Source organism: Pseudoalteromonas sp. MIP2626 (genome assembly GCF_013414205.1).
Lineage (GTDB): Bacteria > Pseudomonadota > Gammaproteobacteria > Enterobacterales > Alteromonadaceae > Pseudoalteromonas > Pseudoalteromonas nigrifaciens.
In genome coordinates, this window is sequence record NZ_JAATTW010000004.1 from 19,267 (window position 1) to 34,292 (window position 15,026).

Sequence of the window (15,026 nt, forward strand, 5' to 3'; positions counted from 1 at the left end):
ATTTTAGTTTGAACGATAATTAAATTTTTGCTTTAGCAATGGCGATTATTTTTCTTTTTGCAAAGAAAAAGTGACGGCGTTTACCGCCCATTTGTCGCCATAAAACTGCACTTCTAATACCGGCTAATAATAATGCGCGGATTTTATTTTGAGTGAGCTGCTGCTTTAGTAACTCAGGTTTACCATAAACCTGTATACGGTGCCCAAGGGGGCTTAGCACCGTTGAGTATATATCCGCTAAACCGGCGACAACGCTCTCGTCGGTTATAGCAAAATGATCTAAACGTCGATGAATGTCATCAATACGTTTACCTAATTCGTTTAAGCTTTTGTCGTTTGCACTCAAGGCACGTTCTAGCTGCATTAAACCACCGACGTATTTTACAATTTCAACATCTTTTTGCGCACCAGCACTTAGCTGTGCCAATAATGTTTTGTAGCCATCGCGTAGGTTATCTGTGCCTTGATATACATCCTCTGGCGATGCCGGCGAGGTTTGAATAATACTCGAAAGTAGTATTTCTAAATCGTGTTCATTATTATTGCCGTACTGAGCAACTTTTTGAACTTGTTTAGCAACTTGGCACATGGCGGCAAGCGCCATGACTTGGTGTTGATTCATTATTTGATCACCGAATCAATAATACCACCACCTAAACACACATCTTCTGCATAAAATACGGCAGATTGACCTGGAGTAACGGCTTTTTGTGGCTCGTCGAATAATACGCGTGCCATGCCGTCTTCGCCTACAAGTAGCGTACAGCTTAAGTCTTCTTGGCGGTAACGGGTTTTAACTGTGCAGCGAGTAGTGCCTTTAGGGCCAATACGGTCAACCCAGTGCAATTGGTTAGCATTAAGGCCATTACTGTATAGGCGAGGGTGATCTTTACCTTGGCCAACAATAAGTACATTTCGCTCAAGGTCTTTATCTACTACATACCATGGCTCGCCTGAGCCTTCTTTCATACCACCAATTAGCAAGCCTTTGCGTTGACCTAGGGTGTGATACATTAATCCTTCGTGCTCGCCTACATTGTTACCATCAGTGTCTTCGATAACACCAGGTTGGGCAGGTAAAAACTTTTGTAAAAAGTCTTTAAATTTGCGCTCACCAATAAAACATATACCTGTGCTGTCTTTTTTATCGTGAGTAATTAGGTCTTGCTCTTCAGCTATGCGGCGTACTTCTGGCTTAGCAATATCGCCAACAGGGAATAATGTTTGGCCAATATGTTCGTGGCTAAGCGTGTATAAAAAGTAGCTTTGATCTTTATTATCATCTAACCCGCGGCACATAACGTATTTGTCATCGCGTAGTTCGCGGCGTACATAGTGACCGGTGGCAATAAAGTCGGCGCCTAATGCTTGGGCCGCAAATTCTAAAAAGGCTTTAAATTTAATTTCTTTATTGCACATTATATCTGGGTTAGGTGTACGACCTGCTTTGTATTCAGCTAAAAAGTACTCAAATACGTTATCCCAATACTCAGCGGCAAAGTTAACTGTATGCAGTTCAATACCGAGTTTATCGCAAACAGCTTGCGCGTCTTTTAAATCATCAGCTGCGGCGCAATATTCATCATTGTCGTCTTCTTCCCAGTTCTTCATAAACAGGCCTTCTACCTGATAGCCTTGTTGCTTTAACAAATATGCAGATACAGAAGAATCAACACCGCCGGACATACCTACGATGACTTTAATGTGACTATTTTCGCTCATGAATAATTTCGCTTATACAGATTACTGTTATTAATAACATCTTGGAAAGGCCGCGATTATAGCATGTATTTAAGCAGCGCTTAAAGAGGCTTAGCCTTAATGCAGCGCTTTTGTAGTTATTTTTATAGCGTCAGCAAAACGTTTTTGCTATTTGCAGTAAGCAAAATAAATATAAATAGTAAATAAGTGTGAATATTAGCTGTGTAATAGTAGGAGGAGTTATAGCTTTATATTGCTTTATAGTGTTATATTTAAGCGTAACTAAGGTTATTATTAATATACTCAATGGAATGAATATATGAACTATGCTTCTCACGTCAACAAAGTAAAATCTTTTATTTTAGATTACTCAAAAAAAACCGATATAAGTGAGTTGCTTAACAACCCGTTGAGTGAACTTAAAGAAACAGCTTATTATTTGTTTGATGAATTGATCACAATAACTCCCCCTATTTTTTTCCAAGAGCCACATCCTATTGTTGAGTTATTTAAATTAATTGAACAGTCGTTGAGCCCTAATCTAAAAGTAGAAAAAGCATTATTAGAGCATTTAGAAACATGGTGGGTTGAATGGCATTTTGTAGCGACTATGAATGCCAAATTACTTAACGAACATAACGACCCACAACAAAAGTATTTAATTGCTCACACGCATCACCCTATGCGTAATCATGAGCTGAGCCATTATGCGAAATTATTTACAGTGCTTCCTATGCCTATTTGTAATGTGTGCGTTGAAACGGGTGATATATTAAAAGTTAACCAGCGTTATATTGATGTATTTGGTTTTACTATAAATGATACGCCCAATGTAGATATTTGGTGGGGAAAAGCCTACCCAGATATTGATAAAAGAAATGCTGCTCGGGCATTATGGAGCGCATCGCTTGCACAAGCCGAAAGTAATAAAGGCGATATTCCTGCAAACGACTACCAAATAACCTGCAAAAATGGTGAGCAAGTCATTATGCAAGTATCGGGTATTAATATTGGTAATGAATTTTTGGTTGTTTTTAATGACGCCACTGAGCGGATTAAAGCACATGAGATTTTAAGCGAAATGGCGTTTTTAGATTCGTTAACCAAAATTGCCAATAGGCGCCGCTTTGATGAAAAAATTGTTGATGAATTTTCCCGTGTTAAATTAGCAAACTGTCAGCTTTCACTCATTATAATTGATATTGATAACTTCAAAAAATTTAACGACCGTTACGGGCATATTGCAGGCGATAAGTGCTTATACGCTGTGGCACAAAAACTTGCCGACACAGTGAGTCGTCCAGAGGATTTTGTTGCCCGTTATGGTGGTGAAGAGTTTGTTGTATTGCTACCACAAACAGATAAACAAGGGGCGCTATTTGTGGCTGAACAAATTCAAAAAGCAATTGAAATGTTGGCAATTGTGCATGAAGATAGCTTTACAGGGTATTTATCAGTAAGCATGGGAATTAATACTGTTAATCATCATCAGTGTGATGATCATTTAACATTTATTCAAGCTGCCGACGATGCTCTTTATTATGCAAAAAACCAAGGAGGTAATTGTATTGCGCTAAGCCCTGGCAAATAGCTTAAACGCTAATTTAAAGTTAATAATGGCTTATAAATTAGCGATTGTAAGTTGGTTTACATCAGTTAGGTATGCTTTATACCTGTCATTACTTTATACTCGCCGTTTTTAATGCCATCTAGGGTGTACTTACCAATACTATAGCGAATTAAACGCAAAGTAGGGTGCCCAATATGTGCTGTCATGCGTCTAACTTGGCGGTTACGCCCTTCACTTATTGTTATGCTGAGCCAAGTTGTAGGTATTAGTTTTCGCTCTCTTACTGGCGGGTTACGCGCCCACAGCGTTGGCTCACTGATGATGCTCACTTTAGCGGGTAATGTAAGGCCATCTTTTAATTCTACGCCTGTGCATAGTGCAGCAATTGACTCTGAGCTCGGCTCACCTTCTACCTGAACCCAATAAGTTTTACTGGTTTTTTTACCCGGTGCGGTTAGGGTGTTTTGTAATTTACCGCAATTGGTGAGCAGTAATAAACCTTCACTGTCTCTGTCGAGTCTGCCTGCAGCGTAAACTTCTTTTATAGGAATAAATTCAGCAAGGGTTTTTCTGTTGGCATCATCAGTAAATTGGCACAAAACGTCGAAAGGCTTATTAAATAAGACTATTTTTATATCTTGTGCAGCTATTGCTGGTTTTATTTCTCTTTTTGAAGCGACGCTTTTTAGCGTGCTGCGAGAATAGGTTCTGCCAGTATTACGTTTGGGTTTAGCTGTGTACTCTTGCTTATTAGCTGACTTATTATTCATTATATGCACCTGGCAGGTTTTGGTAAGCCGGCAATTTTAGTCGCTTGTTTTGCCGGGCCTTTAGGAAATAATTTATATAAATATAGGCTATTACCTTTATCTTCACCGAGTGCTTTAGCCATGGCTTTTACCAGCATTCTAATAGCGGGGCTGGTGTTGTATTCTAGGTAAAAGTTGCGAACAAAGTTAATAACTTCCCAATGCTGCTCAGTTAAACTAATGTTTTCTTGCTGTGCAATAATGGGCGCTAATTCTTTTGACCATAAAGTATGGTCAAGTAAATAACCTTGTTTGTCTGTTTCAAGCTGTTGGTTGTTAATTTCAAGCATAAGTTACCAGGTAATAGATTGATTGGTTGATAAGCTAAGGGTTACAAATTCGTCATAGCTAATTACTTTATCGTTATTATTTAGCTTTATAGCGCGAGCACTCGCATCAGGCGCTAAAATAAACAATGATTCGGCAAATTGTCGATACTGCTTTGCTGCATAACAGGCATCGCCAACCAGAAGTACAATATCAGTTGCTTGAATTAGGTTTTCTAATCGATTGGCGCTGTAGTAGCTAAGTGGTTTAGAAAATATATGTAAGGTGCTCAAAGCATTAGTTTGTAGGTTACTCATAGGTTCACCACATGTTGCTGGGTTTTAATTAGCGCTTTTTGCTGATCAAAGTTTAGTGCTTGCACATCTAACAATAAATCATTTTTGTTTAAGCCATAATCGAGTAGTGACTTTTCGCAGACGTAAATATTTTCAACGTCATAAATTTCCAATGTTTTAATGTTTTTAAAAAAATCTTTTATACCAAGCATATTTGGTTGTTGTTGCTTTTTTAGTGCCAGTACAGCTGGGCCACTAAAGAGCCAACTGATATTCTGATCGACAGCTGCAAATATGAGGGTCATGTCTAGGGCGTCGCGAATATGCAAGTCATCAAAAGGACTGCATTGGCTCATTACGAGTACGTTAATCATTTAAACTGTATCCATTTGTCGGCATCACTAGCAAGCATGGCAAATTCAGCAAGCCCAGCAACATTAAACACATTGGTGTGTTTAATGTCTAAACCACGTTTTTCAGCGGCGGTTACACATAACATTAAATTAATTTTTTGATCTGCTAATTGCTGCCATAACATCGGAATTTGTAGCTCATCAGTGGGAAGATCAAAGTGGTTTGAAGCATGATAAACCCCTTGCTGATATAAAAATATAGCGTCTATGGTGTGTCCTTGCGCTAAGCAAGCGTGCGCAAATTTAACTAAACGCTGCGTAGTATCGTGATCAGAGGGTGGAGTATGTAAAGACAAGACGAAACGCGACAAAATTATTCCAAAAAAAAGCCCCAATTAAGGGGCTATTTTAACAGAACTTTTTAATTAGTCATTATTTGCGCCAAGCAGAGCAAGTAATGAAGTAAATAAGTTATATACACTTAGGTAAAGTGACACAGTTGCGCGAATATAATTTGTTTCGCCACCGTTAATAATACGGCTGGTATCAAATAAAATTAAACCAGACATAATTAATACTACAGCAGCATTAAGTACCATAAACATCAGTGAACTACCGATGAAAATATTAACAATGCTTGCCACAATAACAACGATTAAACCAACCGTTAAAAAGCCACCCATAAATGAGAAGTCTTTTTTAGTGTTAAGTGCATAAGCCGATAAACCAAAAAATATCAGCGCGGTAGAGCCCAGCGCTTGCATAATTAGCATAGGGCCATTAGGCATTTCTGCATAGTGGTTAAGCATTGGGCCAAGGCCTGCGCCCATTAAGCCGGTAAAAGCAAATACCCAAAATACACCAGATGCAGTTTCTGCTTTTTTATTTACTACAAATAATAAGCCGAACGAGACAAGTGTGAACACTAATCCCATAAAGTATGGTAACTGTAGTGCCATTGAAATACCCGCTGTAACAGCGCTAAATGCGAGTGTCATAGCAAGTAATAGGTAGGTGTTTTTAAGCACCTTGTTTGTTTCAATGGTAGACATTACCGGTTTAGCGGTATTGTACGATTGATTAAACGCCATTGTAGAGCTCCTGTGGTTGAAACTGAGTAGTTCCGATAATTTAACTAAATTTAGATTAACAACTCTTATATGTTTGGGCAAACCTTTGTAGTTCAATAGAGTGAAATATTTAAATAAAAGTTCAATTACAATTAATGCAGGCCACTTTTGCTTTAACTTTAAACAAATTAGTTGTTTTTTAATCACTTAAACAATTAATTTAAAATAAAGCTTCACAAACCTCTGCGCTTTCCCTATTATTCAGGCCGTGCGGAGAGATGGCAGAGTGGTCGAATGCACCGGTCTTGAAAACCGGCATGGGTTTATAGCCCATCTAGGGTTCAAATCCCTATCTCTCCACCACTTATTTAACAAATAAATGGTGTTTTGGTTTTTAAAATCAATAATAAGCATTTATTTAAAATAGTTTAAAATACACTCTTATTTTTAACTATAGCAGTATCGGAGAGATGGCAGAGTGGTCGAATGCACCGGTCTTGAAAACCGGCATGGGTTTATAGCCCATCTAGGGTTCAAATCCCTATCTCTCCACCATATAACAAAACAGCCCGCTTAATTAGCGGGCTTTTTTGTGCCTCATATAAAATAACGCGTTTGTTTTGTAAGTTTAAATTACGACCATAGTCTCTATTTATAAGCTACCTCGCTTAGGGCATGCTTATATTATTGAGGCTTATGTTTGTATATTTAAGGATTTTACGATGAAACATCAACTTGCAAAAAGTGTCGGGCTTTCATTACTCTCCCCAATCATTATTGGTGGTATGTTGGGTGTTTATTATGGCCTTGCTATGAGTGGCGACTTTTTATCAATATTTTTTCAATTATTGATGACGGCAATAGCAAACGCACATATTGTAGGGTTAACGATGGCCGCATTTGTAGTGCCAGGTTACTTACTTATGTTTAAGTACGCTAAAGTAAATTATTCAGGGGTTTTAACGCTTGGTTTATTAGGCGGCGCTATTTTTAGTTACTTACTTAGTGCTACTACGGGCGAGATATTTTTAATAAATAGTGTGATGTCTGGGTTTGCTGCAGGGCTGTTTTTGTTTGGGCTGCGCAAAACCGCAAAAAAATAATCGTAGCATTATTAAGCAAGAATGCTGATAAAGCGTGCATTTTCCTTTTTTTTAGCCGCAAAAGGTTTCAATTTTTCACGACAAAGAGTACCTTTAGCTACTGTATGTTTAATAAGAAGTAGTTTGGTATGCAAAAGCACGATTTTTACCAGTCATTAGTTAAGCAAACGCAATCGCTGATAGGCGGTGAATCGAATGTAATTGCTAATATGGCAAATATAAGCGCGCTGTTATTTACTTCATTAGATGATGTAAATTGGGCGGGCTTTTATTTTATGGATTCACCTACCGAATTAGTGCTTGGTCCGTTTCAAGGTAACCCGGCTTGCATTCGAATTCCGGTAGGAAAGGGTGTATGTGGAACCGCCGCTGCAACCGGACAAACACAATTAATAGAAGATGTTCACGCTTTTGATGGGCATATAGCCTGTGATGCAGCGTCAAATTCTGAAGTAGTTGTACCTATTATGAAAGCTGGTAAAGTATTTGCTGTACTTGATATAGATAGCCCAAGTATTAGCCGATTTGATACTGACGATCAAGCGGGTCTTGAAGCATTAGTAAAATGCTTAGAGGCAAGCCTATAATGAAAGACTTGCTAAATGTTCAAGACTACCTTTTTGCCGTACAAGATGTGGGCGATTGGGAAGGCGATGAAGAACATGTAGCGGAAACGCTCAATGATTTGATTCATATTGCTTGGGATCGTCTACCAGACGAAGCCGAGTGTGAATTTATCGATGAAACAATTAATGGTATTTGGGAACACCTTCGTGGTGATATGGCTGTAATTGAGGCCGACTTCGAAGAATTGGTCGACTGGGTAATACACTATGTTGATTCGTCCCTTGATGAAAAGATGTGAAAAATAGGTTCTAAAATGGAAACCACAAACAAGCTAAAAGATATGAACGAAGTGTTGGAATTTTTATATCAAGAATTCCCGCAGTGTTTTAAACAAAAAGACGGTATCAAACCGCTTAAAGTCGGTATTTTTAAAGATATTGCTGAGCGTATTGAAGGGTCTGAAAAAGTAAGCAAGACTCAAGTGCGCCAAGCGCTTAGAAAATACACGTCTAACTGGCGTTATTTAGAAGCTGTGACTAAGTCAGAGTTTCGTATTGATCTTGATGGTAATCAAGCTGAAAAAGTTGAGCAAGAGCATATCGACCATGCACAAAAAGCATTGGAAGAAAGCCGCGCGAAAATGGCTAAACGCAAAAAGCAGCAACGTCCGCGTCCAGATGCAGATGCAAAATCTTTCAAAAAGAAACCTGCTCATGCCGCTAAAAATGCTACTTCAGCAGATAAAACAGCTAAAGCCGCACCGGTTAAGCGTTCAGGAAAAATTGAACCTTTACCAGCAAGTGAGGTCAAGGTTAATAATAAGGTTAAGGTTAAACTTGGCCAAGCACTTGTTAATGCAATAATCACTGAAGTGAACAAAGACGACGTTCATGTTGAATTAGTGACTGGTATGCAAGTTAAAACCAAAGCTGACAGCTTATACATTATTTAAGCTGAAAATAAATTAAGGAGTTGTGTATGAGTAAAAAGTTTACGCTCATTCCGTTAGTTGCTGCCCTGTTTTCAGGTTCATTATTTGCTGCTGTTGAAGCCGTTACGTTAAAAGACTTACCGTTGCTCAAGCAAGAAAGTCAACATGCTACAGCCAGCAAACGAGTGGTTAACTTATTTACTCGTTCACACTATACACCGGTTCGATTTAACGATGAGCTTTCAAGTAAAGTGTACGATCGTTATATCGAATCCCTTGATTTTAATAAAAGTGTATTCTTAGCCAGCGATATTGCGTCATTTGAGCAATATCGTAATGGCTTTGATAACGCATTGGTAACCGGCAAGTTAGGCTTTACGTTTGATATTTTTAACCTAAGCCTTAAACGTCGCTTTGAGCGTTATGATTACTCGCTTTCATTACTTGAAAATGAGATGACGTTTGATAAACAAGATGAATACTTTTTTGATCGAGAAGATGCTGATTGGGTAACCACCCAAGACGAACTTGATGAAATATGGCGTGAGCGCGTTAAATATGACGCACTACGCTTAAAAATGACCGGTAAAGATTGGGAAGGTATAAAGGATGTACTTGTAAAGCGCTATAAAAATGCACAAAAGCGTTTAGTACAATCAAAATCCGAAGATGCCTTTCAAATAGTAATGAATTCGCTTGCACGCAGTATAGAGGCGCATACCTCTTATTTATCGCCGCGCCGTGCAGAGCAATTTAAAATGGATATGGACCTAGAGCTTGAAGGCATAGGTGCAGTATTAAGCCCAGACGAAGACTATACCGTTATTCGCAGTTTAGTACCGGGTGGTCCTGCCGATAAATCTCAACAAATTAAAGCCGATGACCGCATTATTGGCGTTGCCCAAGACGGTAAAGAGTTTGTTGATGTGATAGGTTGGCGCTTAGATGACGTGGTTGATTTAATTAAAGGCCCTAAAGGTACAAAAGTACGTTTACAGTATCTAAAAGGCGCTGATGCGCACGGTACGCCTAAAATAGTTGAAATAACCCGAGATAAAATACGCCTAGAAGACAGAGCAGCTAAATCTGAAGTGTTTGAAGCACAGTATTCCGATTTAACCAGTAAAATAGGCGTTATTGAAATACCTGGCTTTTATAATAACTTGTCGCAAGATGTAAAAGTTGAACTAGCTAAACTAAAAGAAGCTAAAGTAGACGGTGTTATTATAGATTTACGTCAAAACGGTGGTGGTTCTTTATACGAGGCAACACAGCTTTCTGGATTGTTTTTCGACCAAGGCCCAGTGGTACAAATTCACACTCTTAATAATCGTATTGAAGAGCAGAAAGACCGCGATGGTATTACGTACTACGATGGCCCGTTAACTGTTCTAGTAGACAGATACAGTGCATCTGCTTCTGAAATTTTTGCAGCAGCGATACAAGATTATGGTCGCGGTATTGTGATTGGCGAGCAAACCTTTGGTAAAGGCACTGTACAACAGCACAAAGGCTTAGGGCGAGCGTACGACCTGTACGACAACGAGCTTGGCAGTGTGCAGTATACAATTGCTAAGTTTTACCGCATAAATGGTGGTAGCACACAACACAAAGGCGTTATTCCTGATATTTCGTTTCCATCTGCAATCGATCCCGCAGAGTGGGGAGAAAGTAAACAAGATAATGCACTGCCGTGGGATAGCATAGTACGCGCTAGATACCAAGAAATGGGTGACTTAAAACCGATTATTACGTATTTAGATAAGCAACATGCGCAGCGTATTCAGTCAGAGCCAGAGTTTAATTATGTATTTGAAGACATTACTCGCTACAACGAAGAGAAAGACCGCAAAACTATTTCGTTAGTAGAAGCTCAGCGTATTAAAGAAAAAGATGAAAATGAAGCACGCGCTTTAGTGCGTACTAATGAGCGTTTAGCGCGTTTAGGTGAAAAACCAATCGAAAACCTAGATGATGTGCCGGAAGTAATTGAAAAGCTGGATCCATTTTTAGAGGAAGCAGCCCTGATCACTCAAGACTATATTAAATACGGGCGTATAGCCAAAAAGTAATAATTGGTTTACCTCTATAAAAAAAGGCGCAATTGCGCCTTTTTTGCTACCCATAATTTACAAGATTGTTATAATCGCTGATTACACAAAGTTGAGCTAGATCAATGTTGCTCGATTAATGCGCTGTATGTGCTAAGAAGAATAATTAACATGCATTAGATGTGTGTAGGAGTCTTTATCTTGAAGTCATTAGAAGAAAAACCAATAAAACCCGCCTCGTTTTTTGATGCACTCATTCCAATCTCAGTTCTCATTTGTTTACTTGGTGCGGCTGTTTACCTATTTGGTGATAATTCCTCTTCTGGGCCAAATCAAATAGCTTTGTTATTTGCTACTTTTGCAGCAGCATTAATAGGTCTAAAAAATGGCTACAATTGGAAAAAACTAGAAGATGCGATGATTGAAGGGATCACCTTGTCGTTAGGTGCTATCTTAATTTTACTTATGGTAGGTGCGTTAATAGGCACTTGGTTGCTTTCGGGCACAGTACCTACGCTAATTTACTATGGCTTACAGGTTATTAATCCGAGTTGGTTTTATGCAGCTAGTTGTTTAATTTGTGGCATTGTAGCAATGAGCATTGGTAGTTCGTGGACCACAGCGGCTACAATAGGTGTGGCTTTATTAGGCGTTGCTACAGGCTTAGGGTTAGAGCAAACAGTAACGGCTGGTGCGGTTATATCGGGCGCGTATTTTGGCGATAAGCTTAGTCCACTATCAGAGACTACTAATTTAGCGCCTGCGGTTGTGGGGGCAGATTTATTTGAACATATTCAGCATATGCTATGGACTACAGTACCGAGCTTTGTAATTGCCTTAATAATCTTTATATTTATGGGGTTTAACGCGACTGCATCGAGTGAAGCAGGGCGTATTGATGAAATTACTGCTATTTTGCAGCAAAACTTTAATATTGGTTTAGAAATGCTAGTGCCTTTAATTGTACTTTTAGTACTTGCGATACGCAAAATGCCAGCGTTTCCTGCTATATCGATAGGCGCGGTACTTGGCGCTGTGTGGGCTGTGTTGTTTCAATCTGATTTAATTGCCAGCCAAATAGATATAAGCCAAGGCCAGCTAATAGGCTACTTTAAATTAATTTGGACCACTTTTTTTGATGGTTTTAGTATTAGTACCCAAGACGACAATATGGATGCACTCCTCAGTGGGGGCGGTATGTCAGGTATGCTTACAACAACCTGGCTAATTATGACGGCACTGATGTTTGGCGCTATTATGGAAAAAACGGGGCTGTTAGATGTGTTTGTTAAGAGTATTCTTAAAATCGCAAAAAGCACAGGTTCGTTAATCACTGCAACTATAGCGACTTGTATTGGTACAAACGTCATTGCGGCGGATCAATATATTGCTATTGTGGTACCGGGGCGGATGTTTAAAGAAGAATATGCAAACCGTGGTTTAAAACCGGTTAATTTATCGCGTACCTTAGAAGATGGCGGCACAATTACCAGCCCGCTGATCCCATGGAATACCTGTGGTGCCTATATGCAAAGCGTGTTACTGATCAATCCATTTGACTATGCACTGTATGCTTTCTTTAATTTAATTAACCCTGTATTGGCAATTATTTATGCTTATTTAGGTATTAAAATATTACGTATTAAACCAAAACAGACTGCTTAATTTAAACAGCCTCTTTTAAACATAAAAGGGGCTTTTTTTGGAGTATTTATGACTGCCGCACAAAAACCGCAAACACAATATTTAAAAGATTACCAAGCGCCAGACTTTTTAATTAATCACACCGAGCTTAACTTTGATTTACAGCCATTAACAACAAGAGTCACTGCGCTACTTACATTGAGCCGCGTGGGCGCTAAAACGGCACCTTTAGTACTCGATGGCATTGATTTACGCTTAGTGTCGCTTTCAATAGATACTCATGATATTAGCGATTATAAAATAGTGGGTGAGCAACTCATTATTAATAATTTACCAGATCACTGCCAACTTAGTATAGTGACCGAAATTTCTCCGCAAACAAATACTTCTCTAGAAGGACTTTATTTATCGGGTGGGGCTTATTGTACTCAGTGTGAAGCGCAGGGTTTTAGAAAAATAACTTACTATATGGACCGTCCAGATGTTTTATCAACATTCGATGTAACCATAATAGCAGACAAAAAATACCCGCAGTTACTCTCTAATGGCAACATGGTAGATAGCGGTGAAACGCAAGACGGTCGTCATTTTGCTAAGTGGCAAGATCCGTTTAAAAAGCCAAGTTACTTATTTGCGTTAGTGGCGGGTGACTTTGATGTATTAAATGACAGCTATACTACAAAAAGTGGTAAGAATGTCGATTTAGCCTTATTTGTAGATAAAGGTAACTTGTCAAAAACACCGCATGCAATGAGCTCACTTAAAAAAGCGATGCAGTGGGATGAAACACGCTTTAATTTAGAATATGACCTTGATATTTATATGATTGTTGCCGTTGATTTTTTCAACATGGGAGCGATGGAAAATAAAGGGCTTAATATTTTTAATAGTAAGTGTGTTTTGGCAAATCAAGAAACCGCTACCGATAAAGACTATCACACCATTGAATCTATTGTTGGGCATGAATACTTTCATAACTGGACCGGCAACCGCGTAACCTGCAGAGATTGGTTTCAGTTATCGTTAAAAGAAGGCTTAACAGTATTTAGAGATCAAGAATTTAGCAGTGATTTGGGCTCGCGAGCGCTAAACCGTATTGATGCCGTTAAAGTAATGCGTACTCACCAGTTTAGTGAAGATGCAGGGCCTATGGCGCATCCTATTCGTCCAGAAAAAGTAATTGAAATGAATAACTTTTACACTGTGACTGTATACGATAAAGGCGCTGAAGTTATTCGCATGATGCACACCTTGCTTGGTGAAACTAACTTTCAAAAGGGCATGACACTTTACTTTGAACGCCACGATGGCCAAGCGGTTACCTGTGACGATTTTGTAAGTGCTATGAGTGATGCATCTAATATTAACTTAGAGCAATTTAAACGCTGGTATAGCCAATCGGGTACTCCTCGTTTAAATGTACAACAAAGTTATCATAGCGAGACGCAAACGTTTAGCCTTACCATTGAGCAGGCTGCGCCAATTAATCAGCCACAAAACGATACTTTGCATATTCCTTTTGCAATTGAGCTGTTAGATAGCAAGGGGAAAAGTGTACCGTTACAATATAAAGGTCAGAGCGTTGATCATGTGCTTGATGTAACTAAAGCAACGCAAACATTTAATTTTGATCAGCTAGCAGAGCAACCTGTTGCCGTTTTATTGGAAGACTTTTCAGCCCCGTGTATATTAAAGCAGCACAGTAACGATCAAGACCTATTGCACATAATGCGCTTTGCGCGTAGCGATTTTTCGCGTTGGGATGCACAGCAACAGCTATTTATTAATGCGGTTAAGCGTGGTATTGCAAGCAAAAAACCTGAACCATTAAGTAATGAAATAATAGCAGCATTACAGGTATTAATAGCCAGTAGAGCAGGTGACTTGGCATTACTTGCTGAACTGTTAAAACTCCCTAGCTTTGATACCTTAGCAGCTGAGTTTGAGACGATCCCAGTTGATGCCATTCTTACTATTACACAGCAGTTTGAACAGCAAATAGCTGATACCCTTGAACAAGAATTTATTAATTGTTACCAAGCACTTGAAGACGATGGTAGTGTTAATGCGGCTGCTGTGGCAATACGTTCATTAAAACAACAATGTTTGTATTACCTAGCAAAAACAGACAGTTTACCAGCGGCTGAATTTATAAAAGAAGCTGCAAGCTCAACTAATATGACCAATGTGCTCGGTGCGCTCAGTGGTGCTATAAAAGCGTCGCATACATTAAGTGACACCTTGCTTGCACATTTTGATAGCCAATGGCGACACGACGTATTAGTAATGGACAAATGGTTTGCACTGCAAGCCATGCAGTCGGGTGATGATGCAATTGACAATATTAAAGCACTGTATGAACATCCTTGTTTTGACTTTTCAAACCCTAACCGAGTGCGTGCTTTAATTGGCAGTTTTAGCCACTTTAATACCGCGCAATTTCATCGCCTAGATGGTAAAGGTTATGCTTTGCTTGGTGATTTACTCATTAAGCTCAATACTATTAATCCGCAAAATGCATCACGCATGTTAACGCCTTTTATGTCGTGGAAACGTTACGATAAAGTACGTTCTGCAGCAATGAAAACACAACTGCAGCGTTTAGCTGATTTAGATACGCTGAGCGACGATTTATTTGAGAAGGTTGAAAAAGCCTTAAATTAA

General features: G+C 39.1%; 16 protein-coding genes and 2 tRNA genes. 10 read left to right on the top strand and 8 right to left on the bottom strand.

Annotation, left to right across the window (positions count from 1 at the left end):
- Positions 1-19 precede the first annotated feature (19 nt).
- Both hflD and mnmA read right to left on the bottom strand, forming a co-directional pair.
- Complete coding sequence (gene hflD / locus HC000_RS03890) at positions 20-622, bottom strand: high frequency lysogenization protein HflD (protein WP_011328369.1); 603 nt, start codon at positions 620-622, stop codon at positions 20-22.
- A complete protein-coding gene (mnmA, locus tag HC000_RS03895; RefSeq protein WP_011328368.1) occupies positions 622-1,722 on the bottom strand; it encodes a tRNA 2-thiouridine(34) synthase MnmA in 1,101 nt (366 codons plus the stop codon). Before mnmA ends, hflD begins: the two co-directional genes overlap by 1 nt.
- A gap of 298 nt (positions 1,723-2,020) precedes the next feature.
- Here mnmA and HC000_RS03900 point away from each other — a divergent pair, with 298 nt between their 5' ends.
- Positions 2,021-3,292 (top strand): sensor domain-containing diguanylate cyclase, encoded by a 1,272-nt coding sequence (locus HC000_RS03900; RefSeq protein WP_179807003.1) that lies wholly within the window; start codon positions 2,021-2,023, stop codon positions 3,290-3,292.
- A 65-nt stretch (positions 3,293-3,357) separates the two neighbouring features.
- Here HC000_RS03900 and HC000_RS03905 read toward each other — a convergent pair whose 3' ends face one another.
- Genes HC000_RS03905 through HC000_RS03930 form a run of 6 tightly spaced genes read right to left on the bottom strand, consistent with a single transcriptional unit; the run spans position 3,358 to position 6,087 of the window.
- Positions 3,358-4,041 (bottom strand): pseudouridine synthase, encoded by a 684-nt coding sequence (locus HC000_RS03905; protein ID WP_179807004.1) that lies wholly within the window; start codon positions 4,039-4,041, stop codon positions 3,358-3,360.
- Positions 4,041-4,370, bottom strand: a complete 330-nt coding sequence (locus tag HC000_RS03910) for a TusE/DsrC/DsvC family sulfur relay protein (protein WP_011328365.1) — start codon at positions 4,368-4,370, stop codon at positions 4,041-4,043. The genes HC000_RS03905 and HC000_RS03910 overlap by 1 nt, the downstream gene beginning before the upstream one ends.
- A gap of 3 nt (positions 4,371-4,373) precedes the next feature.
- Positions 4,374-4,640 carry a sulfurtransferase complex subunit TusB gene (gene tusB / locus HC000_RS03915; protein ID WP_041454715.1) on the bottom strand — a complete coding sequence of 89 codons (267 nt, stop codon included), beginning with the start codon at positions 4,638-4,640 and terminating at the stop codon, positions 4,374-4,376.
- Positions 4,641-4,660: 20 nt separating this feature from the next.
- Positions 4,661-5,017, bottom strand: a complete 357-nt coding sequence (gene tusC / locus HC000_RS03920) for a sulfurtransferase complex subunit TusC (protein ID WP_041454449.1) — start codon at positions 5,015-5,017, stop codon at positions 4,661-4,663.
- The gene (gene tusD / locus HC000_RS03925; RefSeq protein WP_011328362.1) at positions 5,014-5,367 is read right to left on the bottom strand and encodes a sulfurtransferase complex subunit TusD; all 354 of its coding nucleotides are present in this window, start codon (positions 5,365-5,367) and stop codon (positions 5,014-5,016) included. Before tusD ends, tusC begins: the two co-directional genes overlap by 4 nt.
- A 54-nt stretch (positions 5,368-5,421) precedes the next feature.
- The gene (locus HC000_RS03930; protein WP_041454448.1) at positions 5,422-6,087 is read right to left on the bottom strand and encodes a Bax inhibitor-1/YccA family protein; all 666 of its coding nucleotides are present in this window, start codon (positions 6,085-6,087) and stop codon (positions 5,422-5,424) included.
- Positions 6,088-6,338: 251 nt separating this feature from the next.
- Here HC000_RS03930 and HC000_RS03935 point away from each other — a divergent pair.
- The 9 genes from HC000_RS03935 (at position 6,339) to pepN (ending at position 15,026) form a co-directional block, all read left to right on the top strand.
- Positions 6,339-6,429, top strand: a tRNA-Ser gene (locus HC000_RS03935).
- 101 nt (positions 6,430-6,530) lie between these two features.
- Positions 6,531-6,621 (top strand) — tRNA-Ser (locus HC000_RS03940).
- A gap of 167 nt (positions 6,622-6,788) precedes the next feature.
- Complete coding sequence (locus HC000_RS03945) at positions 6,789-7,169, top strand: hypothetical protein (protein WP_011328360.1); 381 nt, start codon at positions 6,789-6,791, stop codon at positions 7,167-7,169.
- 128 nt (positions 7,170-7,297) lie between these two features.
- Positions 7,298-7,756: a GAF domain-containing protein gene (locus HC000_RS03950; RefSeq protein WP_011328359.1), complete on the top strand. Its 459-nt coding sequence runs from the start codon at positions 7,298-7,300 to the stop codon at positions 7,754-7,756.
- Entirely contained in the window at positions 7,756-8,034 is a 279-nt protein-coding gene (locus HC000_RS03955) for a hypothetical protein (RefSeq protein WP_011328358.1), read from the top strand. The genes HC000_RS03950 and HC000_RS03955 overlap by 1 nt, the downstream gene beginning before the upstream one ends.
- A 15-nt stretch (positions 8,035-8,049) precedes the next feature.
- Positions 8,050-8,688, top strand: a complete 639-nt coding sequence (gene proQ / locus HC000_RS03960; protein ID WP_086998613.1) for an RNA chaperone ProQ — start codon at positions 8,050-8,052, stop codon at positions 8,686-8,688.
- A gap of 26 nt (positions 8,689-8,714) precedes the next feature.
- Positions 8,715-10,739, top strand: coding sequence for a carboxy terminal-processing peptidase (prc, locus tag HC000_RS03965; RefSeq protein ID WP_011328356.1), 2,025 nt, complete (start codon positions 8,715-8,717; stop codon positions 10,737-10,739).
- 180 nt (positions 10,740-10,919) lie between these two features.
- Positions 10,920-12,383 carry a Na+/H+ antiporter NhaC gene (nhaC, locus tag HC000_RS03970; RefSeq protein ID WP_172459226.1) on the top strand — a complete coding sequence of 488 codons (1,464 nt, stop codon included), beginning with the start codon at positions 10,920-10,922 and terminating at the stop codon, positions 12,381-12,383.
- 48 nt (positions 12,384-12,431) lie between these two features.
- Complete coding sequence (gene pepN / locus HC000_RS03975; RefSeq protein WP_179807005.1) at positions 12,432-15,026, top strand: aminopeptidase N; 2,595 nt, start codon at positions 12,432-12,434, stop codon at positions 15,024-15,026.

What these genes read in the sequence shown, in the direction of transcription:
- hflD (WP_011328369.1), bottom strand. Translation starts at nt 622, where the DNA reads ATGAATCAACACCAAGTCATGGCGCTTGCCGCCATGTGCCAAGTTGCT.
- mnmA (WP_011328368.1), bottom strand. Translation starts at nt 1,722, where the DNA reads ATGAGCGAAAATAGTCACATTAAAGTCATCGTAGGTATGTCCGGCGGT.
- HC000_RS03900 (WP_179807003.1), top strand. Translation starts at nt 2,021, where the DNA reads ATGAACTATGCTTCTCACGTCAACAAAGTAAAATCTTTTATTTTAGAT.
- HC000_RS03905 (WP_179807004.1), bottom strand. Translation starts at nt 4,041, where the DNA reads ATGAATAATAAGTCAGCTAATAAGCAAGAGTACACAGCTAAACCCAAA.
- HC000_RS03910 (WP_011328365.1), bottom strand. Translation starts at nt 4,370, where the DNA reads ATGCTTGAAATTAACAACCAACAGCTTGAAACAGACAAACAAGGTTAT.
- tusC (WP_041454449.1), bottom strand. Translation starts at nt 5,017, where the DNA reads ATGATTAACGTACTCGTAATGAGCCAATGCAGTCCTTTTGATGACTTG.
- HC000_RS03930 (WP_041454448.1), bottom strand. Translation starts at nt 6,087, where the DNA reads ATGGCGTTTAATCAATCGTACAATACCGCTAAACCGGTAATGTCTACC.
- HC000_RS03945 (WP_011328360.1), top strand. Translation starts at nt 6,789, where the DNA reads ATGAAACATCAACTTGCAAAAAGTGTCGGGCTTTCATTACTCTCCCCA.
- HC000_RS03950 (WP_011328359.1), top strand. Translation starts at nt 7,298, where the DNA reads ATGCAAAAGCACGATTTTTACCAGTCATTAGTTAAGCAAACGCAATCG.
- HC000_RS03955 (WP_011328358.1), top strand. Translation starts at nt 7,756, where the DNA reads ATGAAAGACTTGCTAAATGTTCAAGACTACCTTTTTGCCGTACAAGAT.
- proQ (WP_086998613.1), top strand. Translation starts at nt 8,050, where the DNA reads ATGGAAACCACAAACAAGCTAAAAGATATGAACGAAGTGTTGGAATTT.
- prc (WP_011328356.1), top strand. Translation starts at nt 8,715, where the DNA reads ATGAGTAAAAAGTTTACGCTCATTCCGTTAGTTGCTGCCCTGTTTTCA.
- pepN (WP_179807005.1), top strand. Translation starts at nt 12,432, where the DNA reads ATGACTGCCGCACAAAAACCGCAAACACAATATTTAAAAGATTACCAA.